Below are 26,588 nucleotides of genomic sequence, written 5' to 3'. Positions count from 1 at the left end.
CGCCTGGTGTCCGACCATTCACCTGAGCGGGAATGAGTTAGCTCGATCGCCCATAGGGCCCCGGTGGGACGATTCCACCGGGGCCCTTTGGTTCAGTTGTCTGGGACCTACCGGGGCGGCGCTACCTGTGGTGTGCGACCCACAGGTCGAATCGACTCTCCTCGGACGGACTCCGCGGTGTGCGGCCACTTCGCCGGCTTGGTGACCCAGCCGCGCTTGAAGGCGTCCTGCTGCTCCCGCTCGTACTCGCGCCGGTACATCTCGCCTGCCACCCATGGGTCCAGGCCCGCGCAGCGGGCGATCGCTTCGGAGGGAACCCCGGCGCGGCTGAAGGCGACGGCTTCCTTCATGGGGACCTTCGCCTGCACGGCATCGTGGGCCCGCTGGATGATGGAGACACGCACGCCGCGGTCCGCCAGAGGCTCCGCGCGGGAGAACCCGGCGATGGAGGCAGGATCGTCGTGGCCGTGCTTGACCAGGGCGCCGACCATCTCGGCCTCGCGCGCCGACAGCTTCGCGCCGTTCACCACCCGGTAGGCGTGCAGGGTGGGCGGGGCAGCGTGCCGTGCGGCGGCCGCATAGGCGCCGGCGTCGCTGGACTGCATCGCGTGGCGCACGTTCTGGTAGTGCTTGAACGTCGTGATGCCGCTGCCGGACAGCGCCTTCATCTCCTGAATGGAGGCGTCCTGCTTCGCCATCGTCAGCTGCTTCACGGAGGCGGGGTCGAGGCCGCTGGCTTCGAGGTCCCTGCGGCTGTGGTTCGAGCACGCCTGCTGTCCGTAGAGGTCGATCTGGGCTGGCCGGATGCTGCGGGCGGCGAAGTCGATGATCTCCTCGTCGGTCGCATTCCGCAGGTGCTTCTTCAGGTCGGCCAGCACTCCGATGGGCCGCCCGCTCTCGATGAATGCCTTCGAGAAGACCTGCTCTTTGACGGACTGGTCGTACCGCTCAGCCAGCGCCGGGCGGACGAGGGCGACGGCGGCGCGGTACCTCCCGGTGCTCTTCGCAGGGATGTTCGCCAGCTCGCGCAGGGCATCGAGGTCAGCCGAGAGGTAGGCGAGACGCTCGACCGGGCTCCACTGATCCGACTTCGGAACATGCAGCTCCGCCAGCAGACGGAGTCGCTCGGCGGGGATGTTCTCGAGGAAAGCGCTGCGGCCGGAGCGGAACATCTTGACCGAGTCGTCCGCGTACTGGCCTGCGTCCTCGACCGACAGCTCAGCGAGTCGGTCCCACTCGTCGTTGTCGAAGCTGGCGTGCTCGGACCACGTCCACGGGCTGTGAGGGTTGTGCTCGGCGTCGAGGTTCCGGCGGAAGAGCTCGACGCCGCCGTCGGTCTGGATGGCCGCCAGCTCGTCGCGCAGGGACTGCGCATGCTCCTCGCTTCGCAGATTGGATGCGCGCTCGATCAGCGCGTCCAGGGAGGCGCCCTTGCGGTTTGCGAGGGCCACACCGGCCTCTGAGCGCTGCTGGTGGGCGAACTGGCCGCCGGTCGGGATGCCGGGGGCGACGCGGGCTGGGTTGGTCTTCATGGTGATCCTTCTGGTGGTGTTCGTCAGGCCTGTACGGACTTCTCGGCGTCGCGGAGCTGGTTCTCCTCGGTACGGGCTGCGTTGTACGCCGTCTGGGCCGCGCGGCGCTCGGACCCGTACGCGTGCTCGAAGCGGTGGTACGCGACGGAGGTCTTCTCGCTGGCGAGCTGGACAGGGGTGCGGGTGTCGGGAGCCTCCACGGCTTCCCAGAGGGCCTTGCTCACCGGGAAGGCGGAGCTTGCGCGGTCCTCGACGTTGTCGCGGCGGGTCAGGAAGTACTCCCGCTTGCCGTTCGTGACGTAGACCTTCTTCTCGGTGATGCCGTCCTCAGCGATGATCTGGGCCATCGTGCGGACGCGGTTGTCCTCGTCCCTCCAGCGCTTGGCCAGCTCCTCGGTGGTGCGCGCACGCTGCAGCTCGGTGAGGCCGGACGTGTCGACGCCCTTGTACTGGGTCGCCGGCGTCTTCGGCGCCTCGGGCTCCTTGGGCAGCTCGCGGGCGTTGGCCAGGTCGAGGGCGAAGATGCCGTAGGGCCCCTTGTCGGACGCTGACAGGCGGGCCTCGTACTCGGCCCTGGTGATCATGAAGTTCTTCGTCTCGCCGCGGCGGTGAGCCGTCACCTCGACCTCGTCGCCCTTGCCCATGGCGCTGCGCAGCACCCAGTCGTCCTCGTGGGCCTTCCGCCAGAGTGCCGCGTCGCGGACGGTTGATTCGCCGGGCTGGACCTCGAGGCCGGTGGCCTTCTCGTAGGCGTCCGGGAAGTTGTCCCTGACGCTGACCGTGCTGAGTTCCCGCCACTCGTCGACTCCGCGGTCGGCGCCGAACCCGCGGGAGACCTGGGGCCGCATCTCCTCCGGGAAGTACATGCCGACGACGGATTGCTCTGCGTCCTCTTCGTACCAACCCGAGCGCTGGCGGAGGGCGGCGGGGATCTCGCGGTTGCGCTCTGCGGACAGCTTCACGCCGCCGTGGCTGCTGGTGTGGACGAAGGCGATGCCGTCAGCCACGTGCTCAACCTGGTCCGCAGGACCCCACGGCGTCCGGGAGCCCTCGGAGACGGTGGTCTCGCCCCAGTTCTTCGTCGGGGCCGGTGAGCTCAGGCTGATGCCCGACTCGGAGCGTGTCTCGTGGGCGAACTGGCCGCCGGTCGGGATGCCGGGGGCTACACGGCTGCGGTTGGTCATCATGAGGGGTTCCTTCGATCGGGGTGGTCTACCCCTCTGTGTGCGGCCGGTCGCTCAGGCCGCGCGGGCGGCACCCATGCCGTCGAGCACGCCGTCGAGGTCGTGGGCCAGACGCAGCGCCTCGAGCCGGGTGATGCCGAACTTCTGCGCGATCGCCCGCCAGGTCACGTCCGCCCGGCGCAGCGCTCGGGCTTCCTCGGAGAGGGCTTCAGCGACGACGGGATGAGTCGGGAAGGCAGGGCTGGGGGCGAGGGTGAGAGACCGGGGTTCCATGGTCCTGATGTGTGCGGAGCGGGGCTTGTCCTTCACCGCCCAGGCGACCGACCGGAGGGCTGCGAGCTCGCTCTCCAGCTCCCACATCCAGTCCTCCGACCACCTCTCGTGCCCGTCGGCGGTGGCCGCCTCGGCGCCGTGGCAGAAGAGCCAGCTCAGCAGGGTCGTGTCGAGCGACCGGCGGGCTTTCGAGCCCCAGACCTCGGTAATCAGCGCCGCAGACTCAACCGTCGGAACCAGTTCGTCTGCCGGCACACTCACGGCTACGGTGCCGGCGGGGAATCGCCGTCCCGCCGGCGCCAGGTAGATAACCTCGAACTCGACCCGGTAGGGGGCCGACGGAACGGACGCCAACGCCCGTTGCTCGCGGTTCCGGTGCACGAGCGGCTGCAGCGCGAAGAGCCCGTCGACGGAATCGAGCGACGGTGCGGGGTGGGGCAGACGGAGCGGCATGTGTCCTTCGAATCAGCGGGGGCGGCGGCCCCGAGGAGGAACATGCGCAGACGGCTGATCAATCGCGCCACAGGCTGTGGCGCAATTCGGGCGGCCCGCTATGGTGGCGGATGGCGCACCGGGCGCCGGTGAACGATGGGGGAGTCATGCTGCACGAGATCCTGAACGACGTCGAGACGGCAACGGAGCACGTCCGCGAGTACTACCGGCAGGACATCGACCGGGGGATGCCCAGGACCGGCGCGAGCTTCGATCAGTGGAAGGGCGGCGGGGACCGGCCAGACATCGCGAACGAGATCACCGGGGACGACTGCGTCGCGGTGTCGTTCCTGGCCGTCGAGGTGCCGCGAGCCGCGGCGATCGGCCTCATGGATCGCGAGAAGGCGAACGTCGATCGTCTCCTGTCGCTCATCCCGACCGACATCAACATGTGGGAGCTCGACGAGGCCGGCTACGAGAAGCACCTGGGCTTGCAGAGCCCCGCGCAGGAGCTGTGGGACGTCATCACCCGTCGGAACGGCGAGAAATGGAAAGTGGGCCGGACGAAGGGGAGCAAGATCATGGCGCGGAAGCGCCCGAACCTCATCCCCATCGTCGACTCGGTCATCGAGGATCTGATCGGCTACGGGCACTACTGGCACGACTGGCATCGAGCCCTGAACGACGGCTCCGGTCTGCCGCAGCGCCTCGAGAAGATCCGTCAGGACTCCGGCATCCTCGAGCTCGACTACAAGCCGTCGATCCTGCGCATCATGGACATCGTCCTCTGGGCCGAGGGCAAGGCGGCCATCAAGCGCCGCAACGCCATCTCCGCCGCGGCGTCTACAGTCCTGCTTCCCTGATCTCGTACTGAAGGGCGGTGCGGGTCGCGTCCAGGCCCATCGCCTGGAAGAGGCCGCCGTTCTTCACCTCGGGCAGTGCGGCCTGGTAGTCGCCGCTGACCAAGGCGAGGGCGTCCTTGAGGACGGGGTGGTGCACGGTCATCGATTCGGAGGGCTGGATGTCGAACGCCTCGTGCGGCATGTAGGCGGCGTCCATGGCGCGGCCCGCGGCACGTTCGACGGCGGCGCGGATGGCGGACACGGCACGGAACTGCTCGTAGCCTCCGGGCTGTCCGGCCGTTTTCAGCGAGGCGCGGTACACGTCCTGCCAGTGCTCGAGGGCGGACACGAGGATGCCCACCTGCTCGATTGCGGCCGAGATGGCATCGGTCTGGCGGTTCATGTGGATGTCGGCGAGGGTGTCGGTGCTCATGGAACCCCATGTGTGCGGAGGCACACATATCCATGCCCGAATGTAACCGATCGGTGGCATAATCGAAGCATGGCTACTTCCCAGCTGACTTCCGCGAACCTGGGCGAACGCATTCGCAAGGCCCGGAAGGGCCGGGGGCTTTCCCAGCAGGACCTCGCGCGCGAACTCAAGGTGTCGCGGAAATTCGTCGGGGACCTGGAGGGCGGCAAGGAGAGCGCATCCCTCGGGCTGGCGCTGAGAGCCGTAAACCATCTCGACATCGACCTGGGTACCCGGACCGAGGATCGGCGAAAGTCGGACATCGGCGAGAAGTTCGCCGCCACCCTCGCCGCCCGCGACTATCCGTTCGCGATCCGGCTCCTCGGTGAGTACGCCTCCTCGTCCATCGATGCAGGCCACGCGGAAATGGAGCAGGCGCCGGCAATCGACGACCCTGGCTATCTGACGGCTTTGGCGGGTATCAGCAGGTGGATCTCGAAGAGGACATCAACGGCTCCGCCCAGTTGGGCCCTTCAAGCCACGCCATCGGCAGAGCCGTTCTTCCCGGCCGAAGGGGTGCGGCCGGTCGGTGACAGCATGAAGGCTCTGATCCGAAGGGATACTCCAGCGGAGCTCGCCGAACTCAACGTCTGGATCCGTGAGCGCGATCTCACCACGATTTAGCGACAGGGGCTTTCGGCGGGAGGACGTCGTGCTGCTCCTCGAAGAGCTTGAGGCCCGGCTGAACGACCGCGGTGTCCAGATGGACATTCAGATCGTCGGCGGCGCCGCACTGCTGCTGCACAATCTCCTGGACAGAGCTACCGAGGACATCGATGCTCGGTACCAGAGTGCGGAGGTAGTCGACGCCGTCGTCGACGAAATGGCACTCGACTATGGCCTGCCCAAGCAGTGGCTGAACTCAAGGGCCGCCGCCTTCCTCCCGAACGACGCACAGTGGATGGCCCCGCCTGGGATGTCGTCCGCGATCCGACTCGCGGACCTGGAATCCATGGCGGCGATGAAGCTTGCGGCCCAGCGCGAGAAAGATGTAGAGGATCTGGTGCCTCTGGCGCTGGCGCTCAACATCGACGAACCGGAGAGACTGCTGGAGATCGCCTACGAGAAGTACGGCGAGGAGTCGATACCCCTGAATGGCGATCGAGCGGACTACCTCATCGTGGCCGAGGAGGTCGTCCGAGCAGCCCGAGCGCGTCGTGAGGGGCAGCAGTAGCAGTTGGCGCCCAACCACCCCTCAGAGCCTCGATCAGCTGGCGTAGTCGGTCTCCGTGAAGGACAAGGGTTCGACCTCAGTGCGTCGCGTGAAGCCGAGCTTCAGCTGTCGTTCACGGTGGGCCTGACGGCCTCGGGCAAGGGCGCACCGGGGGCCGAGAGGTCGTCCTCCTTGGCAAACTTCGCTGCCTCGGTGACGGGAGTTCCGGCGCGGGTCAGAGCGGTCAGGCGTTCAGGGGGGCCCTAGGTGAGTATGCAGAGCGTCGAGGCGGTCCCCGCTGTATTGGCGAAGGGCACGTCGGCTCCTTAAAGCCGTCAGTCAGCACCCGTGGCGTGCTCGCCCGCATAGGGTGAGTTAGAGAGTTCAATGAACTAGGACCTCGTGCTCGGCAACCCTGCGCTCGATCCACAAGTGAAAGACTAGGTGACCCTTGATCCTACTGAGGACCACCACCTCTGCCAACGGCAGCTCGAGCAAATCTGTGGAAGGCGGCCAACGCTCTGCGATCCCCATGAGAGCCATGCCTCAGGTCTCCGGTGAGGTGGTTATATAGCGGTCAGCGACACGCACCGCATTGGTCGCAAGTTGGCTTTGGAAGTGGCGGACGGCAGCTTCGCACACCGCCATCGGGGGCCCGTGTTTGCCTGTAGCGTCGCCAATAGGAGATGTAGCTGGAAGTGACTTCTGCCACCGAACCCCTCGTTGCACTCGCCTTCTCCTACAGGACGTCCCCCGTGAACAAGACGCTCACTTTGGCCACTCTCGCTGCGACAGCTGCGCTCCTCGCAGGGTGCGCGCTGCCTGCCGGTATACCAGAAGCCCAGCCTGGTCCGGCAGTCGAGTCGGTCACCCCAACTCCGGATCCGACTCCCAGTACGACTGCAACTGCGCCTCCGGCGTTCGCGGGCCCCTCCGCGACCCCGGAGCCTGCACCGACCGCCGTTCCTGAGCCAACTGTGATCGATCCGACGCTGGAGCCGACATCGCAGCCAGAGCTTGCGGCAGCGACGCCAACTGCCGAGTCGGGAGTGACTGGACCGGTCGCGAACATCGTAATCCCTGACGCGGAGTGGGGCGTCGCGAGCACGATCACGAAGCCCGGCTCATCCATCACGATCACGGGTAGCGGATACGAACCCGGGCAGCGGATCAACATCGGCCTCGGGGTCGCCCAGACCGACGTCTTCGTGATCGAGTGTGAGGCCGTGTACGCCGACGAGGTGGGCAACTACTCGCACACGATTACCCTCGCTGGTGACCTCGAGCCCGGCACGTACGCCGTGGTGACCAACACCCCGGATGAAGCACCGATGGCCACCACCAAGTACTACGAATCACGCCGCTGGGCGACCGTCGAGGTCATCGCACCGTAGCTCCGAGGAGCAGGCCTCCTCGTCACAGGAGGTGGACGAGCTACCGGGTCTTCGACCGCAGCGGTCGATATAAGAGGAAGCGCGTGGGTGTCTAGCTCCATTCAAAAGTCAGCGGCTGGCGCGGCCTCGATTACCGCTTACTAGGCTCTAAATGCCTAAGTCGCGACGAGGATCGATGTGACGACCTGCACTTCTACGTCGCAAGGTAGCTCGACGCCGTTGCATCACCTATTCGACGCAGCGGCCGCCCGGTCGACGTCGACGGCCGCACCGCCAAGCAGGTCGGTACCCAGCAACTCCGGGACTGGGAGCTGTCCGCCGACCGCGCCGTGAACGTGGTACGCCAGATGACTGAGAAGGGCGGCAACGACGGCAAGCTCATCTCAGCCCGAGACTACGCCGGCAACCGGCTCGTCATCGACAGCACCGCCCGAGGACATGAAGGCCAACCGGCGCGTTAACGTCTTGGTGCAGTTCGACGAGTGTGACGCAGTAAAGGCCTCATCCCCGAAGTCTCAGCCGAGTACGCCGAGGAGTCGAAGCCTGAAGCCAGGACCGTGGCCGAGGCCGGTCACTAGCCGCCCGCCTTCTCCAGTTCAACGGCCGCCAGAGCCTCCTCGAAGGCTGCGCTCCGCTCCGGGCAGTCGTACGCGACGACGAGCCGTAGCGCCTCCACCGAATAGGGGGCATTGGTGGACATTCCCACATTGCTCTCGAGTTGGTATTGCGGCAAGGTCTCCTTGGGCACACAGATCGAGTCCACCATAGCCTCCCTAAAGAACTCAGGGTCCTCGGTGACAAAGCCGGTTGCGGCAAGGTCAGCTGTGAAATCCCCCGTAATGCTCGGCTTGTTCAACTGCTGCAGGGCCTGCACGGTCGGATTGGGCAGGTACGTTGAGCAGCGCTCGATCACCTGCGGGGCGTGCTGCTGGTAGTCCGAGCCTTGCTTGAAACTTCCTCTCGTATTCCAAGCCTCAACGAATCTCTTCAGGGGCCCGCGCAAGCCTGCGATCGAAGATGCGAAGCCAGTATCCGCTCGCTCCTCGACGTACTGAAGCCGGTTCGACAGTCTCTCTGCTTCCGCCGCGGTCGTCTGATCTAGGCTCTCAACATCTACGAGCCACCCTGTCACGTTGTTGTACAGGCCTGATCCGTCCTGATTGAAGAGGGCGGCGCAGGTCTCCTCTGTCGAATCGACCTCAACCACTGGAGTCGCTTCCGGCTGGCTCGGATCCGCTTGGCTCGCCGGGGCAGTGCCCCCGGCACTGCAACCAGTCATCAGCAGAGCAGAAAGGAGCAGAGCTGAGTGCGGCCGATTCATGAGTCCCCCGAGGTCGTGACATCCGGAACCTCTTGGCGCCGGCAATTTCACGATCCTAGCCGGAGGGGCACGCTGAAACGGACCACGGGAAGTAAGGGGGCGCGAAATTAGGGTGAGGAGCGGAAGCAGCATCACCATACACATAATCCCTGCCCGAATCAACGCGCGAAGTGTGCCGCCCTGCCCCTTTTATAAGGACGCCCGTGAACCAGAACGTCACCGCCCGATCCGGCCTGCGCCGGACGCTGCTCACAACCGCCGTCCTCGCGGGACTCTAAATGACCGGCTGCGCAGCAGGCAACACTCCTGATACCGCAGCTGCGGCCGAATCGTCCCCGCCCAGCAACTCCGCGGTCGCCTCCGAAGCGCCGAGTTCGACAGCAAGCCCAGAGACGACCACGGCCGCCCCGGTGAACTCTCTGCCCGCCGGCGAGGTCATCACCAGGGATAAGGGTTAATACCTCCAGACCACTGTCGCTGATGATGACCCTGCTCTTGAGGTCGACCCTGTTCTCGTCGAACAGGAGCTCTACGTTGCGTTCACCCCTGAGGACATTGCGTCAGCCCAGCAGTTCATCGTAAAGCTCATGGCGGAGGAGGGCATCGATTCCGGCGTGAACGGAGGCGGCCAGACTCCCGAGAAATGGATGACGGAGCACGCTTCAATCGTGCTGCCTGAGTACCGTGAGGAGTTCTCTGGCAGCATGCTAAAAGACGACACCGCCAACTTCCTCGCACCGGAGACGTGGCAGCACAAATACCGCGGGGGCTACGCCTACGTTTACAGCCCGGACCCTCAGCAAGTGTCTTCGCGGACGCTGACCGTTACGGATGTATGGCTGTCTGCTCCAGTGTCGATTGGGGGTCAAAGCCGACGTGAATTGGGCCATGCCAGTCGTGCGCACCGATGGCAAGGGCTACGGGGCATGCAGACCTCAAAGGGCACGATGGCCTTCGCCGTCGTGAAATCTGCCGAGTCAGGGGAGTGGCAGATCAACGGTTCCCTGCACGACGTGGACACCACGGAGGGGTAGCAACATCCCGGGCCCCGCATCGACTTCGGTGCGGGGCCTTCCCGTGCCGCGGATAGGCTTCCCGTTCACGCCGCACACATGAGGATCATGTGTCTCCGCCCTTACCGTGCGTGCCCGATCGTCGACTAAATGACTATGCCCCAAACAGCGCCTGCTCCTGATTCCGCGCGCCCGCAAACCCGGTCCGTCGAGGTCTACGACTTCCTGAGTCCGACGACCCTGGCCCGAGAGCACGCCCGCGTCCTTGAGCTCGCCTCCGAGACGTGCACCCTTCAGTGGGCCACCCAGCTCACTGCGAAGGTCCGCGCCAAGTCCACGGCCGTGTCCCTCGACATGCAGGCCTACGACGAGTACGCCGCCTCGCGCCCCGGATCGACCGCGATGGTTCTACCTATATTGGCCAATCGGCGGGCTAAACCATCACCCAGCCCGAAGTGGCGGCATGTCGCTGCTGCCCAAGTGTCTTGCCGCCTTCAGCAGAATCGACCGCTCTCGAGCGTCGAGCCGCATAGAGGTCCGTATGACTACTGATGCCACTTCCGCTTGGGTCCTCTCGAGCAGGGTCTCGCAGGGACTTCCGCCTGTGATCACCAACGCACAATCACACTTGAGCACCCTTGCTGCGATAGATCGATCAAATAGGGATTCAGCAGACGCAGCTGCCTAGACTCTCCATTCAGGTACAAGCCGTCCTGAATCCCACACCTTCGCGCCTGTCACGATACGTCGGGGCATCACAGTGATTTTGACGAAAACTTGATCGAGCAGAGCTCGCCGGGTGGATGTCTCCATTGTCGGCCAGGCGGCAGCAAGCTCTGATCCGGTCGCTCGCCGTCTCTTAGCTTTAGCTCTCGGTGACGGGAGTGCTTGAAGCTGTTCCTTGATTGACTTCGACGCCGCCATCCATTCCTCAACGTCGATCGTCCCCTCCCCGTACATGATTGCTAACTTAATCTTCCGCTCCTCTAGGCGCTTGCTTTCCGCAACGTAATGGGTGCGCTCAGCTTCGCCCGGATCGTCCTCATCCTGACTTGGACGATCGAATGCCGCGAATAGGGCCGCAGCAACGAACTCTTCCGTCGACCTCAGGCTGATGGAGATTCTGCCGCAGCTTTGGCTTCCTTCATTCTTCGCGCATCGATAGTTCGGGACGCGTTGCGCCCCGGCAAGCCCTCGCTGCATCGGAGCACCGCAGTTCCCGCAAACGAGCAAGCCGGTGAGGAGGTGTTTCCGAGGCCCGCCTACCGGACGACCTTTGGAACGGCCCTTTGCGAGCATGTCGCGTAGCAGGATGGAGTCCTCGTCATCAACTATCCTGTCCCAGGCGTCCCGCTTGGTGATTACGCCGTGATGCTCGCGGTGACCTGCAATTCGGGCGGAGCGAGCGATGCCCACGATCGTCGCCGCCCTCCAGGCGGCGCCATTCAATGTAGGAACTCCACGAGCGTTGAGCGAGCTGGCAACCGCGTTAAGTCCCTCTCCTCCAAGTATTCGTTGAGCTATCTCTCTGATCACCCCAGCTTCCTCAGGGACGATGGTTGCGTCCGCTCTATAGCCGTACACTCGGCGGCCGGGCCAGCGCCCCTCTTCCGCATTGGCCCTTGCCTTCCTGAGCAGCCGCTCCGAGGTCTTCTCTCGCTCGGCCGCACCAAAGGCTCCAAGAATCGTTGCGACCATGCGGCCATCAGCTGAGGCGAGATCGACCTTCCCCGCGACGACCGATTCGATAGCAGTATTCGTCTCTTGCGAGAGCTCCATGTACTCAACGAGCTCCCGCACATTACGATGCAGGCGGTCCAACGCGTACACGAGGACGACATCTATCGCTCTGGTCGCCAACAGCTCGCGGAGCTTGAGGTAGGAAGGTCGCTTCGCTAGACCAGAGGCCGAGATGTCGTTATCCTCGAGCTCTTCCACTACCTGGTAGCCGTTCTTGCTCGCGTAGTCGCGGCAGTCGTTGAGCTGGCGGGCTACCCCGAGGCCCAGACCCTCCAGATCCTTCGAGATCCGTGTGTAGATGACTGCCTGTTTCTGCATGGGTACACGATAGAGAACAAGTGGACTGCAAGCTGACATCGCACCGCTTGGCGGTACACGTCTTTGGGAAAGCGTTCCCGACGCCATCACGAAGATCTGCACCCTGCCGTTGCTCGCCGGAGAGAACATCTCGAGCAGCTTCGTGGTTCCGACCGTCGCCTCCTGCATCGATCTCGTCGTCCACTGCGCGCGGCTTCCCGGCGGGCAGCGCCGCGTCATGGAGATCATGGCACTCGGGCGGAGGGTCGAGAACGGGGTCATCGAATCCTCGTCGATCTTCCACCGCGTTGACGGAACCCTGGAGCTCACGGCCACCGGCATGCCGGCGGAGGACAAGTTCAGGGCGGCAGGCGTCGACATCGCATCCGTGCTCGGGGTTCGATCGTGAACACGACCCTCGGAGTCGGCCTGGGCGCCGGGCTCTTCCTTGTCTGGTGGTCCTTCTGGGAGCGCCCGGTCGCGCCGCGTGCCAGGCGTACCCGTCGGAGGTCGCTCGACGATCTGCTCCTGAGGGCAGGGGTGGAGCGTGTTTCCACGAACGGGCTCCTGGCCTCGTGTGCCGCGGTCGGCTTCTTCGTGCTTCTCCTCGGCTTCGTGCTGACCGGATCTTGGCCCATTGCGGTCTGTTTCGCCCTGTTCGGGGGTTCCCTTCCCTTCGCGGTCGTTCGATGGCGCGCGGCGAAGCGCACGGCGTCGCTGCGCGAACTCTGGCCGGACGCGGTCGACCACCTGCGGTCCGCCATCCGCGCCGGGCTTTCGCTGCCGGAGGCTCTGGTGCAACTCGGCGAGAAGGGGCCCGTCGAACTACGCCCCGCTTTCCGAGCTTTCGCTGACGACTACCGCGCAGGTGGCCGCTTCGAGGACGCCCTCGATCGACTTAAGGAGCGGTTGGCGGATCCCGTGGCGGACCGCATCGTCGAAGCCCTCCGGATGACACGAGAAGTAGGCGGATCCGATCTCGGCCGGCTGCTCGGCACGCTGTCGGAATTCCTGCGCGACGCAGCAAGGACACGCAGTGAACTCGAGGCACGGCAGTCCTGGACCGTGAATGCCGCGCGGCTGGCGGTTGCCGCACCGTGGCTGGTGCTCCTGCTCCTCTCGACCCGACCTGAAGCCGTGCGCGCCTACAACTCGACAGCCGGTGCCGCGGTCCTGCTCGGTGGCCTGGTGGTGTCCGTCGTCTGCTATCGCGTGATGCTGCGCGTCGGAGCGCTGCCCGAGGACGAGAGGGTTCTGCGATGACGTCACCACTGGCCCTCGCTGCGCTGTGCGGCCTGGTTCTCGGAGCGGGACTGTGGCTGACACTCGTCCGCCTTCCCTGGATGCGTCCCGCCACCCTCACCGAACGTATCGCCCCTCAGCTGCGGGCCGTCGACGTCCAGTCACGACTTCTTCTCGACGGGACATCGAACGTCACCCCCTTCGGCCCGCTGGAAAGGATCGTGCGTCCCCTTCTCGCGGACGCCGTCCGCTGGTCGCACCGCTTCAACCCGGCGACGGCGACGTTGTCGCGGCGGCTCGATCAGGCCGGCAGGGGCCAGACACCGGCGGACTTCCGTGCACAGCAACTTCTCTGGTCGGCGGGCGGACTCGCCGGCTCCACGATGGTGATCGCTCTGCTCGCCGCCTCGGGATCCGCCAACCTGCCGCTGGCCGTGCTGATCGTCCTCGGCTGTGCCGTCATGGGGTTCGTCGGCAGGGACTACGTCCTTTCCTCCGACATCAAGCGGCGCGAGGCCCGCATGCTCGCCGAGTTCCCGAGCCTCGCCGAGCTGATGGCTCTCGCCGTATCGGCGGGGGAGAGCACCACCGGCGCCCTGGAGCGCATCTGCCGCACGGCACAGGGCGAGCTCGCCCGCGAGTTCGCCCTCGTGCTCGCGGCGACCAGAGCGGGAAAGCCCCTGGTGGAGGCACTCCAGGACTTCTCGAACCGGACGCGGCTGGCTCCACTCGCCCGCTTCGTCGACGGGATCACCGTGGCCGTGCAGCGGGGTACACCTCTCGCCGATGTGCTGAGGGCTCAGGCGCAGGACGTACGCGACCTCGCGAAGCGTGGACTCATGGAATCAGCCGGCAAGAAGGAAATTGCCATGATGGTTCCGCTGGTATTCGGTGTGCTGCCGCTGACAGTCCTCTTCGCCGTCTATCCCGGCATCGCGCTGATCAACATCGGCCTGTGATGACGACGAGCGCTCCAGGTCCGGACACGCCTCCGCCGTCTACCGTGGGCTTCACGATCCGCATGCCGCATCCATCACTGCACGGGCCATCACTCCGCGAATCACCACTGCAAGGGGCAATCCCATGAGAATCATGACAACTGCACAGCGCCTCACCCTGCTCCTGTTGGCGACGGGAGCCGCCCTGCTGCATCCGACCGAGGAACGTGAACGTGGTGACGTGCCCGGGTGGGTCATGATCACGCTCATGTCCGCCGTCCTGGTCGCGGCACTGCTCGCCATCGCGGGCCCGGCACTCGAGGGCCTCTTCAACCAGGCGATCGATCAGGTCTCGCCCTAGATGAGGGCCATCCTCCGTCGGCTGCAGGTCGGCAGGGACCGCGAGGACCCGGAACGCGGTGCCGCCGTCGTGGATTTCGCGCTGATCGGCGGACTCCTGACGGTGATCTTCGTCGCGATCATCCAGCTCACGCTGGTCCTGCACGTCCGCAACACCCTGATCGACGCCGCGTCCTCGGGAGCCCGGTACGGCACCCTCGCGGATCGCAGCCCGCAGGACGCCGTCGGACGGGCGGAGGAGCTGATCAGGGGGTCGCTGGCCGACTCCTACGGCTCGGATGTGACGGTGGGCGAGAGCACGGTCGGGGGCGTGCGGACGCTCGAGGTCGTCGTCCGTGCGCCCCTGCCGGTGATCGGCCTGATCGGTCCGGCCGGCGTCATGGAGGTGCGCGGTCATGCCGCCCTTCCGTCGTGATCCGACGGTCGACACCTCCGCCCGAAGAATCGTGCCCGCTCGAGCAGCGCTTCCCGATGCTGGCGGATGGGAACAGCAGCTGCATCGCGAACGGGCGGCGGGAGGTCTCCTCCGGCAGGAGCGCGGAAGCGCGGTCGTCGAGTTCGTCTTCCTGAGCGTCCTGCTCCTGGTGCCGGTGGTGTACCTCGTGCTGACCGTGGGGCAGGTGCAGGGCGGTTCGTTCGCGGTGGTCGGGGCTGCCGATCAGGCCGCGAAGGTGTTCGTCGACGCCCGGACACCCCAGGAGGCCGACGCCCGTGCCCGGGAGGCTGCCCGTCTTGCCCTCGCGGACTTCGGGTTCGCCCCCGAGCAGGCAGTCGTGGACATCGCCTGCAGCGACGAGTGCCTCGCTCCGGGCTCCACCGTCACCGTGGTGGTGCGGCTCGAGGTCCCCCTGCCCCTGGTCCCCTCCGTCGCGGGTGCGTATCCGTCCGCCGCGACGGTCGACTCGACCTCGGCCCAGATCGTCGAGCGATTCGGATGAGCACGCGTGCGACGTCCGACGGGCAGGACCACGACCACCCGGGTCAGACCTGCGAGGACGGACAGGTCGGAGTCCTGATCATCGGGTACGTGCTGGTTTCGCTGCTGGTGGTCACGGTCGTCCTCGCCGTGTCCTCCGTCTACATCGGGCACAAGAAGCTGCTCTCGGTCGCCGACGGTGCGGCACTCGCGGCCGCGGACACCTACAGCATCGACGTGGATAGCGGTGGGACGACCACGCCGCTCCCGTCCCTGCAGGACGCGCGGGTGGAGGAGTCCGCGTCCGGCTACCTCGTCGCCACGGGCGCAGCAGCGCGGTTAGATCAGCTGACGGTCGATCCTGCGACGGGCGCCGCGGACGGCCGGACCGCACGCGTGGTGCTCACCGCCGTCGTCCGGCCGCCCATCGTCAATTTTTTGGTGCCCGACGGGATCCCGATCGTCGTGCAGGCGGATGCCCGCGCACAACTCGTGCGGTGAAGGAGGAACGACGCGCACACCAGGACGGCGGACGGCCGGTGACGACGACGTCGGGCGGCGCGCACACGCCGGCCCGTGCGAGCCCATGACGTAGGCTGGAACGACCATGGCAACCACTGATTTTCCCGCTGAGATCCGCGCCCTGCGCGCCAAGTACCAGTCCATCGAGCAGGTCTCCGACGTCGAGGGGATGCGCAAGGACATCGAGGAACTGAGCGAGGAAGCCGGTGCGCCCGATCTCTGGGACGACCCCGCGGCGGCGCAGAAGGTGACGTCGAAGCTCTCCCACCGGCAGTCCGCGCTCGAGCGCCTCGAGACCCTGAACAGCCGCATCGACGACCTCGAGGTGCTGGTCGAACTCGCCGAGGACGAAGGGGACGAGGACTCGCTCGCCGAGGCCGAGAAGGAACTCGTCTCACTCGGGAAGTCCCTCGACGACCTCGAGATAGTGACACTGCTCGCCGGTGAGTGGGACGAGCGCGAAGCCGTGGTCACGATCCGTTCCGGCGCCGGGGGAGTGGACGCCGCGGACTTCGCCGAGATGCTGCTCCGGATGTACCTTCGCTGGGCGGAGCGTCACGGCTATCCCACGCAGGTCCTCGACACCTCCTACGCCGAGGAGGCCGGGCTCAAGTCCGCGACTTTCGAGGTCAAGGCGCCCTACGCCTTCGGAACCCTGTCCGTCGAGGCGGGGACGCATCGTCTGGTGCGCATCAGTCCCTTCGACAACCAGGGCCGCCGGCAGACCTCCTTCGCCGCCGTCGAGGTGATCCCGCTCATCGAGCAGACGGATGTCATCGAGGTACCGGACAACGAGATCCGCGTCGATGTCTTCCGCTCGTCGGGTCCGGGCGGCCAGTCGGTCAACACCACCGACTCCGCTGTTCGCCTGACCCACCTCCCCACCGGCACCGTCGTGTCCATGCAGAACGAGAAGTCCCAGATCCAGAACCGGGCAGCCGCCATGAGGGTCCTCCAGTCCAGGCTCCTGCTGCTCAAGAAGCAGGAGGAGGACGCCGAGAAGAAGGCGTTCGCCGGTGACGTGAAGGCGTCCTGGGGTGACCAGATGCGTTCCTACGTGCTCAATCCGTACCAGATGGTCAAGGATCTGCGCACCAACCACGAGGTGGGCAACACGTCCTCCGTGTTCGACGGCGAGATCGACGACTTCATCGACGCGGGCATCCGCTGGCGGACCAACAACCGCAATGACGCCGCCTAGACCTCCCGCGGCTCAGCCTGCGGGTGCGTGGCGGCGACGGGAGGTCCCGCCGCACCTCCTCGACATCACCGCCTGCAGGCGTCACTCACGTCAGGAGCCCGTACTCGTGAGTGCTGTGTCCCGTTCGCGCTCGATGAGATCCTGCAGATACGTCCCGTACCCGCTCTTGAGCAGCCCGTTCGCCCGCTCGAGCAGTTGATCGTCGGTCAGGAGCCCCCGACGCCAGGCGATCTCCTCCGGCACGCCGATCTTCAGACCCTGCCGATGTTCGATGGTCCGGACGAAGGTGGAGGCGTCGTTGAGCGAATCGAAGGTACCGGTGTCGAGCCACGCCGTCCCTCGTGGCAGGACCTCTACCCTCAGTCGCCCCGCTTCCAGGTAGCGCCGATTGATATCGGTGATCTCGAGTTCACCGCGTGCGGACGGCTTCAATGATTGAGCGATGGAGATGACGTCGTTGTCGTAGAAGTACAGACCCGGGACCGCGTAATTGCTGCGCGGATGCTCCGGCTTCTCCTCCAGGGACAGGGCCTTGAAGTGCTGGTCGAACTCGACGACGCCGTACTGGCGCGGATCCTGGACGTGGTAGCCGAAGATCGCACCCCCGTCGATGCCCGAGAATCGGCTGAGCGTTGCGCCCATCCCAGGGCCGTAGAAGATGTTGTCCCCGAGAACCAGCGCCACGTCGTCGCTGCCGATATGCCCTTCGCCGATGATGAATGCCTGGGCGAGACCGTCGGGCTCCGGCTGGATCGCGTAGGTGAGATTCGCTCCGCACCACGCACCGTCACCCAGCAGGCTTTGGAATTGTGCCGCGTCCTGGGGAGTGGTGATGATGAGGATGTCCGTGATTCCTGCGAGCAGGAGGGTCGAGAGAGGATAGTAGATCATCGGTTTGTCATAGACCGGCACAAGTTGCTTACTGATGCCGAGCGTGATCGGGTGAAGTCGTGAGCCTGTGCCACCGGCAAGTATTATTCCGCGCATTTCCCTATCATCTCCCGAATTCCGGAATGAGAGACCCGCGGCTCTCGGGTACGGGTCTGGGTTTCCGAGCCGCCCCTTGACTGCGACACACCGCCGGGGTAGCGGGCGCTTCGTGACGCCGTCGTTATAGTCGAGGAGCCGGAGCTTCCTTCCCCCATCAAATGCCCGTGCCCGGCGCACCTCATGGGCGCAGAGTGGTCATGATCAGATTCGACAGCGTCACGAAGACCTACGACCACAAGTCGCGGCCCGCCCTCGACGGCGTCTCCCTCGACATCGACCGTGGCGAGTTCGTCTTCCTCGTCGGTGCATCCGGTTCCGGCAAGTCGACGTTCATCCGCCTGGTGCTCAAGGAGGACCGGGCCTCGCGCGGCGCCGTCTACGTCGCCGGCCAGAACGTGGCGAACATCCCCAGCTGGCGTGTGCCTCGCCTCCGCCGCGGTATCGGCGTGGTCTTCCAGGATTTCCGGCTCCTGCCGAACAAGACGGTCTTCTCCAATGTCGCTTTCGCGATGCAGGTCATCGGCAGGAGTCGCGCCGTCATCCGCGAAACCGTGCCGGACGTCCTGGCGACGGTGGGCCTCGAGGGCAAGAACAACCGCATGCCGCACGAGCTCTCGGGCGGCGAGCAGCAGCGCGTCGCGATCGCCCGCGCCATCGTGAACCGACCCGGGATCCTGCTCGCCGACGAGCCCACCGGAAACCTCGACCCCACCACGTCGATGGGCATCATGAAGGTCCTCGATCGGATCAACCAGAACGGCACCACGGTGGTCATGGCCACGCACGACGACGACATCGTCAACACGATGCGCAAGCGCGTCGTCGAACTGCACCACGGGTCCGTGGTGCGCGACGACGCCCAGGGCATCTACATCGGTGAGACCGGGGTCGTGGTCGAGTGAGGCTTGCCTTCATCCTGTCCGAGATCGGGTCGGGCATTCGTCGCAACCTGTCCATGGTCACCTCCGTGATCCTCGTGACCTTCATCTCGCTGACCTTCGTGGGAGCCGCCGGGCTGTTCCAGCTGCAGATCAGCCAGATGAAGGGCTACTGGTACGACCGCGTCCAGGTGACCGTCTACCTCTGCGTCGAGAACTCCTCCGAGACCAGCTGCGCCGCGGGGCCCGTGACGGAGGACCAGCGCGCGGCGATCGAGGGGAAGCTCGAGTCCGAGCAGTTCGCCCCCTACGTCGACACGGTCTCCTACGAATCGCAGGAGGAGGCGCTCGGTCACTTCCGCGACCAGTTCGCCAATTCGCCGATCGTCGATTCCGTCACCGCTGACCAGTTGCCCGAGTCGTTCCGCGTGAGCCTCGTCGACGCCGAGAAGTACGAGGTCATCGACGAGGCGTTCTCGTCCGAACCCGGGGTGGAGGCCGTCAGCGACCAGCGGGACTTCCTCGAGGCGATCTTCCGCTACATGAACTGGGCGTCCGTCGTCGCCCTCGTGATCGCCGGTATCATGACGTTCTGCGCCATCCTGCTCATCGCCACCACGATCCGTCTGTCCGCGTTCAGCCGCCGCCGGGAGACCGGCATCATGCGCCTGGTCGGAGCGTCCAAGGCCGTGATCCAGCTGCCCTTCGTCCTCGAAGGCGTCATTGCCGCGGTCATCGGCGCGGTGCTCGCTTCGGCCACGCTGTACGGTGCATCGCGCTTCGTCATCGACGGCTGGCTGGTGAACACCTTCCCGCAGACGGCGTTCATCTCCTCCCAGCAGGTCCTGATCCTGGTTCCCGCGCTTATACTGCTCGGAGCCATCCTCGCGGGACTCTCATCCCTGCTCACCCTCCGACGATACGTAAAGGTCTAGCACCATGCCGTTCAGCGCCAGGGGACACGTGCGCTCACCCAGATCCTGGTGGGCCCGGAACGATACACAGTCCTTCGTGGTCCGCACGACGGCGGGTACGTCGATCGCCCTCGTCGTCGCCCTCGCGCTCGGCTTCAGCACGCCGGTCGTCGCCGACGAACTCGACGACCGGAAGAGCGCCCTCGAGAACGAGATCGCCGAGGTGCAGCAGTCGATGGAGTACCTGGATTCGGACATCGCGGAGACCATCGGCACGCTCAAGACCTATCAGGGACGACTGCCGGCCGCACAGCAGTCCCTCGCCGACGCGCAGAGCAGGGTCGAGTCGTCGGCCGGGGAGGTCGAGGCGCTCGCCGTCCGGGTCGACCTGGCGCAGGAGACCCGGAACAAGATCACCGAGGAGCTGCGCGCGGACCGGCAGGAGATGGATGAGACGCGCGAGGTGATCGGCCAGATCGCCACGGAGGCGTACAAGAACGGAGGCGTCCCGACCAACGTCTCGCTGTTGCTCGGGGCCGAGGGCGTGGAGGACTTCACGCAGTCCATGGACATGGTGGACCAGGCGCTCCGCGGGCAGAATGCAGCGATGGAGCGCTTGTCCGAGCAGAACGCCACCAACGCGAACAGTCAGGCGAGGCTCGTCGCCGTGGAGGCCGAGATCACGCGCCTCAAGGAGAAGGCCGACGCCGCACTCGCCGCCGAGCAGGCGGCACGGGACACCGCGGCGGGCGAGAAGGCCAAGGTCGACAAGCTCGTGGCGGACACCTCGTCGCTGTCCGCCAAGCTGCAGGCGCAGAAGCCCGTCATCGAGGCCAAGCTCGCGGGCGTCGAGAAGGCACAGCAGCAGAACAACGCCGACCTCGCCGAGCGCCAGCGCCGTCAGCTGGAGGAAGCCCGGAAGGCCGAGGAGGCCCGTAAAGCCGAGGAGGCCCGGAAGGCAGCGGAGGCGCAGAAGGCGGCGGAGGCCGCAGCCGCGGCCGAACAGGCCCGGTTGCAGGCCGAGTCCCAGGCCGAGGCACAGCGGGAGGCCGATCGTCGCGCAGCCGAGGAGACCGCGCGGCGCGCGGCGGAAGCGGAGGCGGCCAACAGGCCTGCCCCTGCGCCCGTGGTGCCTCAGGTCGCCGCGCCCGTCGCCCCGGTCGCCCCCGTGGTGCCGGTCATCCCCGAGGCTCCGGTCCAGGCTCCGTCGGGCCCCGGCGCCTTCGGCCTGAGGGCCCCGGTCGCCGGCCCGATCAGTTCCGGTTTCGGCTGGCGTCCCACGCCGGTCGGCACGATCGACTTCAACGGGACCGGGGGCTACATGCACACCGGGATCGACTACGGCGTGGGCTGCGGGACGCCCCTGTACGCTCCGGCCGCGGGTGAGGTCTGGTACGCGGACTCGAACGTCCTGCCGGGTGCGGGGAACAGGATCGTCCTGGACCACGGAGTGATCGGCGGCAACGCCCTCGCGACCAACTACTACCACCTGACCAGCTACGTCGTCTCGGTGGGACAGCGCGTGAGCGCAGGGCAACTCATCGGCTATACGGGCACCACGGGCAACTCCAACGGATGCCACCTCCACTTCGAGACCATGCTGAACGGCACGCTCGTCGATCCGATCGGTTTGTTCTAGGTCGTAGGATGGAAGACACTGTTCATCCGCGGGCCTCCGCCTGCCGCAGTGTCGTTCGAAGGAGTTGTGCCGTGCCGAAGGAAAGTGGCCGGAAAGTGGTGGCCACCAATCGGAAGGCCTTCCACGACTACGCCGTCCTCGATACGTATGAGGCGGGCCTCGCCCTGATGGGGACGGAGGTGAAGTCCCTGCGCGCCGGCAGGGCCTCGCTCGTGGACGGTTACGCGGTCTTCTACAACGACGAGCTCTGGCTCGAAGGGATCCACATCTCCGAGTACTCGCAGGGCAGCTGGACCAACCACGCCGCACGACGACGGCGCAAACTGCTGCTCCACCGTGAGGAACTGACGAAGATCTCGCAGAAGATCCGGGAGTCCGGCTTCACGCTCGTCCCTCTCCAGCTGTATTTCCTCAATGGCCGGGCGAAGGTCGAGATCGCGGTTGCGAGGGGTAAGCGCGACTACGACAAGCGCCAGACCCTGCGGGAGAAGCAGGACAACCGCGAGGCCCTCCGCGCGATGCGCGAGAAGAACCTGGGCGCGTGAGCGATGTCTTCTGGGATGCCCAGGACGAGGAGGAGCCGGAGCCGTCCGAGCTGGCCTACCGGCGTCCCTGGTGGGTGACCCTGGGAGCCGTCGTCGACCTCGTGCTGCTGCTGGTCGTCGTACCGGTCGGGATCCTGTCCCTCATTCCGTTCGTCTTCCTCGTCTACGTCTTCTTCGCGCAGGTGCTGGTATGGATCTCGCCGGTCCTGCTCATCCTGAACGCCCTCATCTTCTGGTGGAGCTTCCGGCGCAAGCAGGCCGCAACGACGGCGCTCGCGGCACTCGGCATCGCCTTCGTGACCCTCGCCTTCGTCGTCGTCCGGTTGTGGCAGGCCCCGATCGTGATCCTCGGCCTGACGGTCGGCGGGTGACCGCCGTCGTTCTCCCTGAGCGAAGGTCCCCAGCGGTCCCGGAGCGGTGGGGTAGACTCGAGGAGTCGCCCGGCCGGTGGGACGGACGACGCAGGAATCATTTGATAACTGAACATGGGGATGACAGGTTTCGACGATGTTAGTCGCGACAGGGGAAGCGGGCCGAGGATACAGGGTTATCTCGTAAACGCTCCTTGTAAAACAATAAGTGCCGAACAAAAGCGCACTGACTTCGCTCTCGCTGCCTAAGCAGCCTAGCTAGTCCGTCAGCCCGGGTTTGCTCTCGCCCCGGATCCTGGCGTCATTTAGAGGGCCACTGCTCCCGATCCTCGTTGTAGGGATCGGGGGGACTCTTATACAACTGGGCTTGGCAGCCACTCGTCTGCACGATGGCTGGAGCCGAGAAAAACCGACGCAGACTGCGCCCGGAGAAGCCCTGACTACACTGCATCGGACGCGGGTTCAATTCCCGCCATCTCCACCATCCTCGAAGCGCTCCGCCGGTACCCGGCGGGGCGCTTCGTCGTTCGCGAACTCGTTCGCGAACTCGTTCGCGGACCCGTTCGCGGACTCGATCACGGACTCGATCACGGGCTCGGCATCAGCGCGGGATCTCCGAACGATGTGGATGATGGGGCCTCTCCTTCCCGCAGCCGCCGGCCGGAGGCCGGCAGCCCGCAGCGGGCGGCGCCCCGCGAACTACACTGGGAGGATGAGCTGGACTGACCGGCCGCCGTCGTGGCTCCCGCCACTGCCGCCGCCCAACAAGGGGCGTGCTCTGATCGTGCTCGGCTGGATCCTCGTCGGTGGCACGTTCGTCTACATCTTCATCATGAGCTACCTCGGCGGGACGCATACGCTCCTGACCCTCGTGCCGCTTCTCCTCGGTCTCCTCTGCCTCATCATCGGTCTGCTGCGCAGGGACAGCCGCGAGCGGTAGGCGTGTTGCCCACGGGTTAGTTTCCCGATAAAAATAAAGCATGACCCCCACACCCCTCCATCTCTCGCGCGGTGGCACCAGCGTCGTGCTCGAGCCCCATCCCCTCGGGCTGCCCGTCCTCGCCTACTGGGGGGCGGACCTCGGTCCCGTGGACCGGGGGGAGCTCGAGGCGATCGCTGCGGCGCAGCAGCCCCAGCGCGTGTCGGGCGGCATCGACGTGCCTGCCCGGCTCACCCTTCTCCCCCTGGAGTCGGCGGGCTGGCAGGGCACGCCCGGACTGGTCGGGGACCGCGCCGGCACCCACCTCTATCCGCGCTTCACCGTCACCGCCACGTCCCTGCACGACGACGGCGCCACCGCGGTGGTGGAGGCCAGCGACGACGACGCCGGGCTCGGATTGACCGCGACCCTCCACCTGACCGACTCGGGCCTGTTCACGCAACGCCTCACGCTGACGAACACGGGCGACGACGACTACGAGGTGCGCTCGCTCGCCCTGTTCTTCCCGCTGCACCCCACTGCTGTCGAGGTCCTGGACACGACCGGCCGCCACCTCCGCGAGAGGTCGCCGCAGCGGCACGCCCTGACGGCGGGGACCTACGCGCGGACGAGCCGGCGGGGGAGGCCCGGCGCCGACGCCACGGTACTGCTCGCCGCCGGAGCGCCCGGATTCGGCTTCGAACGCGGGACCGTACAGGGCGTGCACCTCGCCTGGAGCGGGAATCAGCAGGTCCTGGCCGAGAAGACGCCGGCCGGCGCGGCGTTCCTGGCGGCATCCGAGGTCCTCGCACCCCGGGAGGTCGTCCTGGCGCCCGGCCAGAGCTACTCCACGCCGGTGGCCGTCGGCTCCTGGGGAGACGGACTGAACGAGCTCTCCGCGCGCTTCCACCGTGACCTGCGCTCCCGCGACACGCACCCGCGACGACCGCGTCCCGTCACCCTGAACACCTGGGAGGCCGTCTATTTCAGCATGGACCTGGAGCGCCTGAAGGCTCTCGCCAACCGAGCGGCGTCCCTCGGCGTCGAGCGCTTCGTGCTCGACGACGGCTGGTTCCGCGGGCGTCGCGACGACACCTCGAGCCTCGGGGACTGGTACGTCGACGGGACGGTGTGGCCCGAGGGGCTCTCGCCGATCGTCGACCACGTGCGGGCACTGGGCATGGAGTTCGGCCTCTGGTTCGAGCCCGAGATGGTCAACCCGGACTCGGATCTCGCCCGGGTCCACCCCGAGTGGATCCTGCAGCCCGAGGGACGGCTTCCCCTGCCCGGTCGGCAGCAGCAGGTGCTCGACCTCGGGAACCCCGAGGCCTACGCCTACATCCTCGGACGGCTCGACGCCATCCTGTCCGAGTACGAGATCGCCTACGTGAAGTGGGACCACAACAGGGACCTGCTCGAAGCAGCCGACGCCCGCACGGGCAGGGCCGCCGGGCACCGGCACGTCCAGGCGCTCTACGCCCTGCTCGACGAACTGCGGCGCCGCCATCCCGCCCTGGAGATCGAGAGCTGCGCCTCCGGTGGTGCCCGAGTGGACCTCGGGATCCTGCAGCGGACCGACCGCATCTGGACCAGTGACTGCATCGACCCGATCGAACGCCTCGTCAACCAGAAGTACACGGGGCTCGTGGTGCCACCCGAACTGATGGGTATGCATGTGGGCGGTCCGGTGTCGCACTCGACCGGCCGCGCACACACGCTGCCGTTCCGCGCTGCCACCGCGATCTTCGGCCACTACGGCATCGAGTGGGACATCTCGGACCTGTCCGAGGCGGAGTACTCCGTGCTCGGCCGCTATGTCCGCCTCCACACCTCCTGGCGCGGGGACCTGCACCGCGGGCAGGTCGTGCACGCCGACCTGGCGGACCATGCCATGGACCTGCGCGGGATCGTGTCCGCCGACCGTCGTCGCGCCCTCTTCGGCTACTCCCTGACGGCGTCGAGCGCCAGCTACCCGCCGGGTGCGCTGACCTTCCCCGGCCTGGCGGCCGACGCACACTACCTCGTCGATCTCGCCGTACCGGAGGAGGGGCATCCCGGGAACGGACAGTCGCCGCTCGCGTGGCTGCAGGCAGCGCTCGACGGCGCGCCCCTCCGACTCTCGGGGCGGGCACTGGCCCGGGCGGGGGTGCAGGCACCGGTGCTGCTGCCCGAGCAGACGCTGCTGATCGAGCTGCGGCAGGAGGACTGAGGCGGGGGACGGACGGGACATCCCTTCTGCGTCCGTCCCGCACGCCGCTCCGGCATTCGGTCCGGCGCGGGCCGCGGTCGGGCGGCGGGCACGGTGAGGCACCACTGCGCCCGGCAGAGGACCGAGTGCGCGTGGACGAGAAGGGACGAGGTGGAGCGGCCGCGTGCGACCTAGGGTTCGGCCGTCAGGGTGTCGTCGTACAGCGCGAGGAGGGCCTGCATGCCGCCGTCGCCCATGGCCTCCCGCTGACGCTGGGCTCCCGTCCCGCGGGCGGCCAGTCGCGCGAGCCCGGCGCGGACCCAGTCGGTGTCGCCCTCCGCCTCGAGGGCCGGGCCCACGTATTCCAGGAAGCTGGCGAGATGCTGACCGGCCGGCACCGGCTCGGCCGTCGCCAGGTCGACCAGATGGTGTGCCAGGCCGTCGCGGGCACCCTGCCAGAGTGCTGCGTCGAGCAGCTCGGGATCGGGGATGAGCGGAGGGGTGTCGGCCTCGGCGTCCCCGAGGGCCGTCACGACGAGCGCCCGCGTGAGCGCCCCGAGGAGGACCGAGTCCTGGGCCTCGAGCTGGACGTCGCAGGCACGCAGCTCGAGCGTGGGGTAGTGGTCGGAGAGGCGGGCCACCCAGGTCAGGACACCGCGGTCGAGGATCGCCCCCGACGCGCCGAGCCTGCTGATGCGTCGCTCGTAGTCCTCGGCGTCGGCGAAGTAGGGGGCCACTCCCTGAACTGCCCAGCGGCGGTAGTGGATGACGCGCCAGCTGCCGAAGCCGCTGTCGCGTCCGAGCCAGTACGGTGAGTTGACGCTGACGGCAGTCAGGAGGGGGATCCACGGCCGGATGCGATTGAGGGCCTGGACCCCGCGTTCCTGGTCGGGGATCCCGACGTGGACGTGCAGGCCGTTGACGAACTGGTCGCCGACGATTCCGGGGGCGGTGGCCTTCAGGTCCTCGTAGCGTTGCTTGTCCGTCAGCTCCGGGTACGCCTGCCGGATCCACGGGGCCGTACCGGTCGCGGCGCCGATGCTGCCGGTGCGGCGTGCGGCCTCGGCGAACTTCCGGCGGAAGTTCAGCAGCGACTCCTCCGCCTGCGTGAGTGTGTCGCACACGGGCGTCGCCGTCTCGATCTGGCAGGACAGCAGCTCGCGCTGGATCTCGTCACGACCGACCTCCGGACTGGCCTCGAGCAGATCCTGCACCTCGGGCGCGCGGTCCGCCGGCAGACCCGACTGCGGTTCGAGCAGGAGGTATTCCTCCTCGAGTCCGAGAGTGGTCATCGGTGGTCTCCCTCCAGGAG

General features: G+C 66.6%; 28 protein-coding genes, 1 other RNA gene and 1 pseudogene. 21 read left to right on the top strand and 9 right to left on the bottom strand.

Annotated elements, in window-relative coordinates:
- Nucleotides 1-107: 107 nt before the first annotated feature.
- From NVV32_RS10725 to NVV32_RS10715, 3 genes are read right to left on the bottom strand one after another with little or no spacing between them, the layout of a single operon-like run.
- The gene (locus NVV32_RS10725) at nucleotides 108-1,532 is read right to left on the bottom strand and encodes a hypothetical protein (protein ID WP_422390135.1); all 1,425 of its coding nucleotides are present in this window, start codon (nucleotides 1,530-1,532) and stop codon (nucleotides 108-110) included.
- A gap of 23 nt (nucleotides 1,533-1,555) precedes the next feature.
- On the bottom strand, nucleotides 1,556-2,719 hold the full coding sequence (locus tag NVV32_RS10720) for a DUF7007 domain-containing protein (RefSeq protein WP_422390134.1): 1,164 nt from the start codon (nucleotides 2,717-2,719) through the stop codon (nucleotides 1,556-1,558).
- A gap of 51 nt (nucleotides 2,720-2,770) precedes the next feature.
- Nucleotides 2,771-3,442, bottom strand: a complete 672-nt coding sequence (locus NVV32_RS10715; RefSeq protein WP_422390133.1) for a hypothetical protein — start codon at nucleotides 3,440-3,442, stop codon at nucleotides 2,771-2,773.
- A gap of 146 nt (nucleotides 3,443-3,588) precedes the next feature.
- Here NVV32_RS10715 and NVV32_RS10710 point away from each other — a divergent pair, with 146 nt between their 5' ends.
- Nucleotides 3,589-4,284, top strand: coding sequence for a DUF6308 family protein (locus tag NVV32_RS10710; protein WP_422390132.1), 696 nt, complete (start codon nucleotides 3,589-3,591; stop codon nucleotides 4,282-4,284).
- Here the strand turns inward: NVV32_RS10710 and NVV32_RS10705 are convergent.
- Nucleotides 4,265-4,696 (bottom strand): hypothetical protein, encoded by a 432-nt coding sequence (locus tag NVV32_RS10705; protein ID WP_422390131.1) that lies wholly within the window; start codon nucleotides 4,694-4,696, stop codon nucleotides 4,265-4,267. The genes NVV32_RS10710 and NVV32_RS10705 overlap by 20 nt on opposite strands.
- 69 nt (nucleotides 4,697-4,765) lie before the next feature.
- Here NVV32_RS10705 and NVV32_RS10700 point away from each other — a divergent pair, with 69 nt between their 5' ends.
- From NVV32_RS10700 to NVV32_RS10685, 4 genes are all read left to right on the top strand, one after another.
- Nucleotides 4,766-5,359, top strand: a complete 594-nt coding sequence (locus tag NVV32_RS10700) for a helix-turn-helix transcriptional regulator (protein WP_422390130.1) — start codon at nucleotides 4,766-4,768, stop codon at nucleotides 5,357-5,359.
- 28 nt (nucleotides 5,360-5,387) lie between these two features.
- Nucleotides 5,388-5,909, top strand: coding sequence for a DUF6036 family nucleotidyltransferase (locus NVV32_RS10695; protein WP_422390129.1), 522 nt, complete (start codon nucleotides 5,388-5,390; stop codon nucleotides 5,907-5,909).
- Nucleotides 5,910-6,937: 1,028 nt separating this feature from the next.
- Entirely contained in the window at nucleotides 6,938-7,282 is a 345-nt protein-coding gene (locus NVV32_RS10690; protein ID WP_422390128.1) for a hypothetical protein, read from the top strand.
- Between the two features lie 230 nt (nucleotides 7,283-7,512).
- The gene (locus tag NVV32_RS10685) at nucleotides 7,513-7,743 is read left to right on the top strand and encodes a hypothetical protein (RefSeq protein WP_422392034.1); all 231 of its coding nucleotides are present in this window, start codon (nucleotides 7,513-7,515) and stop codon (nucleotides 7,741-7,743) included.
- Nucleotides 7,744-7,856: 113 nt separating this feature from the next.
- On the opposite strand, the gene NVV32_RS10680 is transcribed toward NVV32_RS10685, so the two are convergent.
- The gene (locus NVV32_RS10680) at nucleotides 7,857-8,489 is read right to left on the bottom strand and encodes a hypothetical protein (RefSeq protein WP_422390127.1); all 633 of its coding nucleotides are present in this window, start codon (nucleotides 8,487-8,489) and stop codon (nucleotides 7,857-7,859) included.
- 1,811 nt (nucleotides 8,490-10,300) lie between these two features.
- On the bottom strand, nucleotides 10,301-11,674 hold the full coding sequence (locus NVV32_RS10675; protein ID WP_422390126.1) for a recombinase family protein: 1,374 nt from the start codon (nucleotides 11,672-11,674) through the stop codon (nucleotides 10,301-10,303).
- A 70-nt stretch (nucleotides 11,675-11,744) separates the two neighbouring features.
- Here NVV32_RS10675 and NVV32_RS10670 point away from each other — a divergent pair.
- The 8 genes and pseudogenes from NVV32_RS10670 to prfB all read left to right on the top strand — a co-directional run.
- A pseudogene (locus NVV32_RS10670) lies at nucleotides 11,745-12,062 on the top strand (CpaF family protein); the annotation flags it as partial.
- The gene (locus tag NVV32_RS10665) at nucleotides 12,059-12,916 is read left to right on the top strand and encodes a type II secretion system F family protein (protein ID WP_422390125.1); all 858 of its coding nucleotides are present in this window, start codon (nucleotides 12,059-12,061) and stop codon (nucleotides 12,914-12,916) included. The pseudogene NVV32_RS10670 and the gene NVV32_RS10665, both read left to right, overlap by 4 nt.
- A complete protein-coding gene (locus tag NVV32_RS10660) occupies nucleotides 12,913-13,854 on the top strand; it encodes a type II secretion system F family protein (RefSeq protein ID WP_422390124.1) in 942 nt (313 codons plus the stop codon). Before NVV32_RS10665 ends, NVV32_RS10660 begins: the two co-directional genes overlap by 4 nt.
- A gap of 133 nt (nucleotides 13,855-13,987) precedes the next feature.
- Nucleotides 13,988-14,194, top strand: a complete 207-nt coding sequence (locus NVV32_RS10655; protein WP_422390123.1) for a hypothetical protein — start codon at nucleotides 13,988-13,990, stop codon at nucleotides 14,192-14,194.
- Entirely contained in the window at nucleotides 14,195-14,608 is a 414-nt protein-coding gene (locus tag NVV32_RS10650; RefSeq protein WP_422390122.1) for a TadE/TadG family type IV pilus assembly protein, read from the top strand.
- A complete protein-coding gene (locus tag NVV32_RS10645; protein WP_422390121.1) occupies nucleotides 14,589-15,131 on the top strand; it encodes a hypothetical protein in 543 nt (180 codons plus the stop codon). Before NVV32_RS10650 ends, NVV32_RS10645 begins: the two co-directional genes overlap by 20 nt.
- Nucleotides 15,128-15,610 carry a pilus assembly protein TadG-related protein gene (locus tag NVV32_RS10640; protein WP_422390120.1) on the top strand — a complete coding sequence of 161 codons (483 nt, stop codon included), beginning with the start codon at nucleotides 15,128-15,130 and terminating at the stop codon, nucleotides 15,608-15,610. Before NVV32_RS10645 ends, NVV32_RS10640 begins: the two co-directional genes overlap by 4 nt.
- A 106-nt stretch (nucleotides 15,611-15,716) precedes the next feature.
- Nucleotides 15,717-16,832, top strand: coding sequence for a peptide chain release factor 2 (gene prfB / locus NVV32_RS10635; protein ID WP_055773158.1), 1,116 nt, complete (start codon nucleotides 15,717-15,719; stop codon nucleotides 16,830-16,832).
- Nucleotides 16,833-16,922: 90 nt separating this feature from the next.
- On the opposite strand, the gene rfbA is transcribed toward prfB, so the two are convergent.
- On the bottom strand, nucleotides 16,923-17,819 hold the full coding sequence (gene rfbA, locus NVV32_RS10630; protein ID WP_422390119.1) for a glucose-1-phosphate thymidylyltransferase RfbA: 897 nt from the start codon (nucleotides 17,817-17,819) through the stop codon (nucleotides 16,923-16,925).
- 200 nt (nucleotides 17,820-18,019) lie between these two features.
- Between rfbA and ftsE the strand changes: the two genes are divergently transcribed.
- From ftsE to ssrA, 6 genes are all read left to right on the top strand, one after another.
- On the top strand, nucleotides 18,020-18,724 hold the full coding sequence (ftsE, locus tag NVV32_RS10625; protein WP_422390118.1) for a cell division ATP-binding protein FtsE: 705 nt from the start codon (nucleotides 18,020-18,022) through the stop codon (nucleotides 18,722-18,724).
- Nucleotides 18,721-19,635, top strand: a complete 915-nt coding sequence (gene ftsX / locus NVV32_RS10620; protein WP_422390117.1) for a permease-like cell division protein FtsX — start codon at nucleotides 18,721-18,723, stop codon at nucleotides 19,633-19,635. The genes ftsE and ftsX overlap by 4 nt, the downstream gene beginning before the upstream one ends.
- A 76-nt stretch (nucleotides 19,636-19,711) precedes the next feature.
- Nucleotides 19,712-21,253, top strand: coding sequence for a peptidoglycan DD-metalloendopeptidase family protein (locus tag NVV32_RS10615; RefSeq protein WP_422390116.1), 1,542 nt, complete (start codon nucleotides 19,712-19,714; stop codon nucleotides 21,251-21,253).
- Between the two features lie 71 nt (nucleotides 21,254-21,324).
- On the top strand, nucleotides 21,325-21,798 hold the full coding sequence (gene smpB / locus NVV32_RS10610; RefSeq protein WP_043446231.1) for an SsrA-binding protein SmpB: 474 nt from the start codon (nucleotides 21,325-21,327) through the stop codon (nucleotides 21,796-21,798).
- On the top strand, nucleotides 21,795-22,169 hold the full coding sequence (locus tag NVV32_RS10605) for a hypothetical protein (RefSeq protein WP_422390115.1): 375 nt from the start codon (nucleotides 21,795-21,797) through the stop codon (nucleotides 22,167-22,169). Before smpB ends, NVV32_RS10605 begins: the two co-directional genes overlap by 4 nt.
- A 116-nt stretch (nucleotides 22,170-22,285) precedes the next feature.
- Nucleotides 22,286-22,653, top strand: a transfer-messenger RNA (tmRNA) gene (gene ssrA / locus NVV32_RS10600).
- On the opposite strand, the gene NVV32_RS10595 is transcribed toward ssrA, so the two are convergent.
- On the bottom strand, nucleotides 22,632-22,760 hold the full coding sequence (locus NVV32_RS10595) for a hypothetical protein (protein ID WP_422390114.1): 129 nt from the start codon (nucleotides 22,758-22,760) through the stop codon (nucleotides 22,632-22,634). The genes ssrA and NVV32_RS10595 overlap by 22 nt on opposite strands.
- 121 nt (nucleotides 22,761-22,881) lie before the next feature.
- Here NVV32_RS10595 and NVV32_RS10590 point away from each other — a divergent pair, with 121 nt between their 5' ends.
- Both NVV32_RS10590 and NVV32_RS10585 read left to right on the top strand, forming a co-directional pair.
- Nucleotides 22,882-23,109, top strand: coding sequence for a hypothetical protein (locus tag NVV32_RS10590; RefSeq protein ID WP_055773138.1), 228 nt, complete (start codon nucleotides 22,882-22,884; stop codon nucleotides 23,107-23,109).
- Nucleotides 23,110-23,149: 40 nt separating this feature from the next.
- Nucleotides 23,150-25,297, top strand: coding sequence for an alpha-galactosidase (locus tag NVV32_RS10585; protein ID WP_422390113.1), 2,148 nt, complete (start codon nucleotides 23,150-23,152; stop codon nucleotides 25,295-25,297).
- A gap of 170 nt (nucleotides 25,298-25,467) precedes the next feature.
- Here the strand turns inward: NVV32_RS10585 and NVV32_RS10580 are convergent, their stop codons facing one another.
- Nucleotides 25,468-26,568: a carboxylate-amine ligase gene (locus NVV32_RS10580; protein ID WP_055773133.1), complete on the bottom strand. Its 1,101-nt coding sequence runs from the start codon at nucleotides 26,566-26,568 to the stop codon at nucleotides 25,468-25,470.
- Between the last annotated feature and the right edge of the window lie 20 nt (nucleotides 26,569-26,588).

The sequence above is a fragment of the Arthrobacter sp. N1 genome (assembly GCF_048288285.1).
Taxonomy (GTDB): Bacteria; Actinomycetota; Actinomycetes; order Actinomycetales; family Micrococcaceae; genus Arthrobacter_D.
Note: the sequence above shows the minus strand (reverse complement) of the source record. Positions and strands in the feature narration are given on the sequence as shown.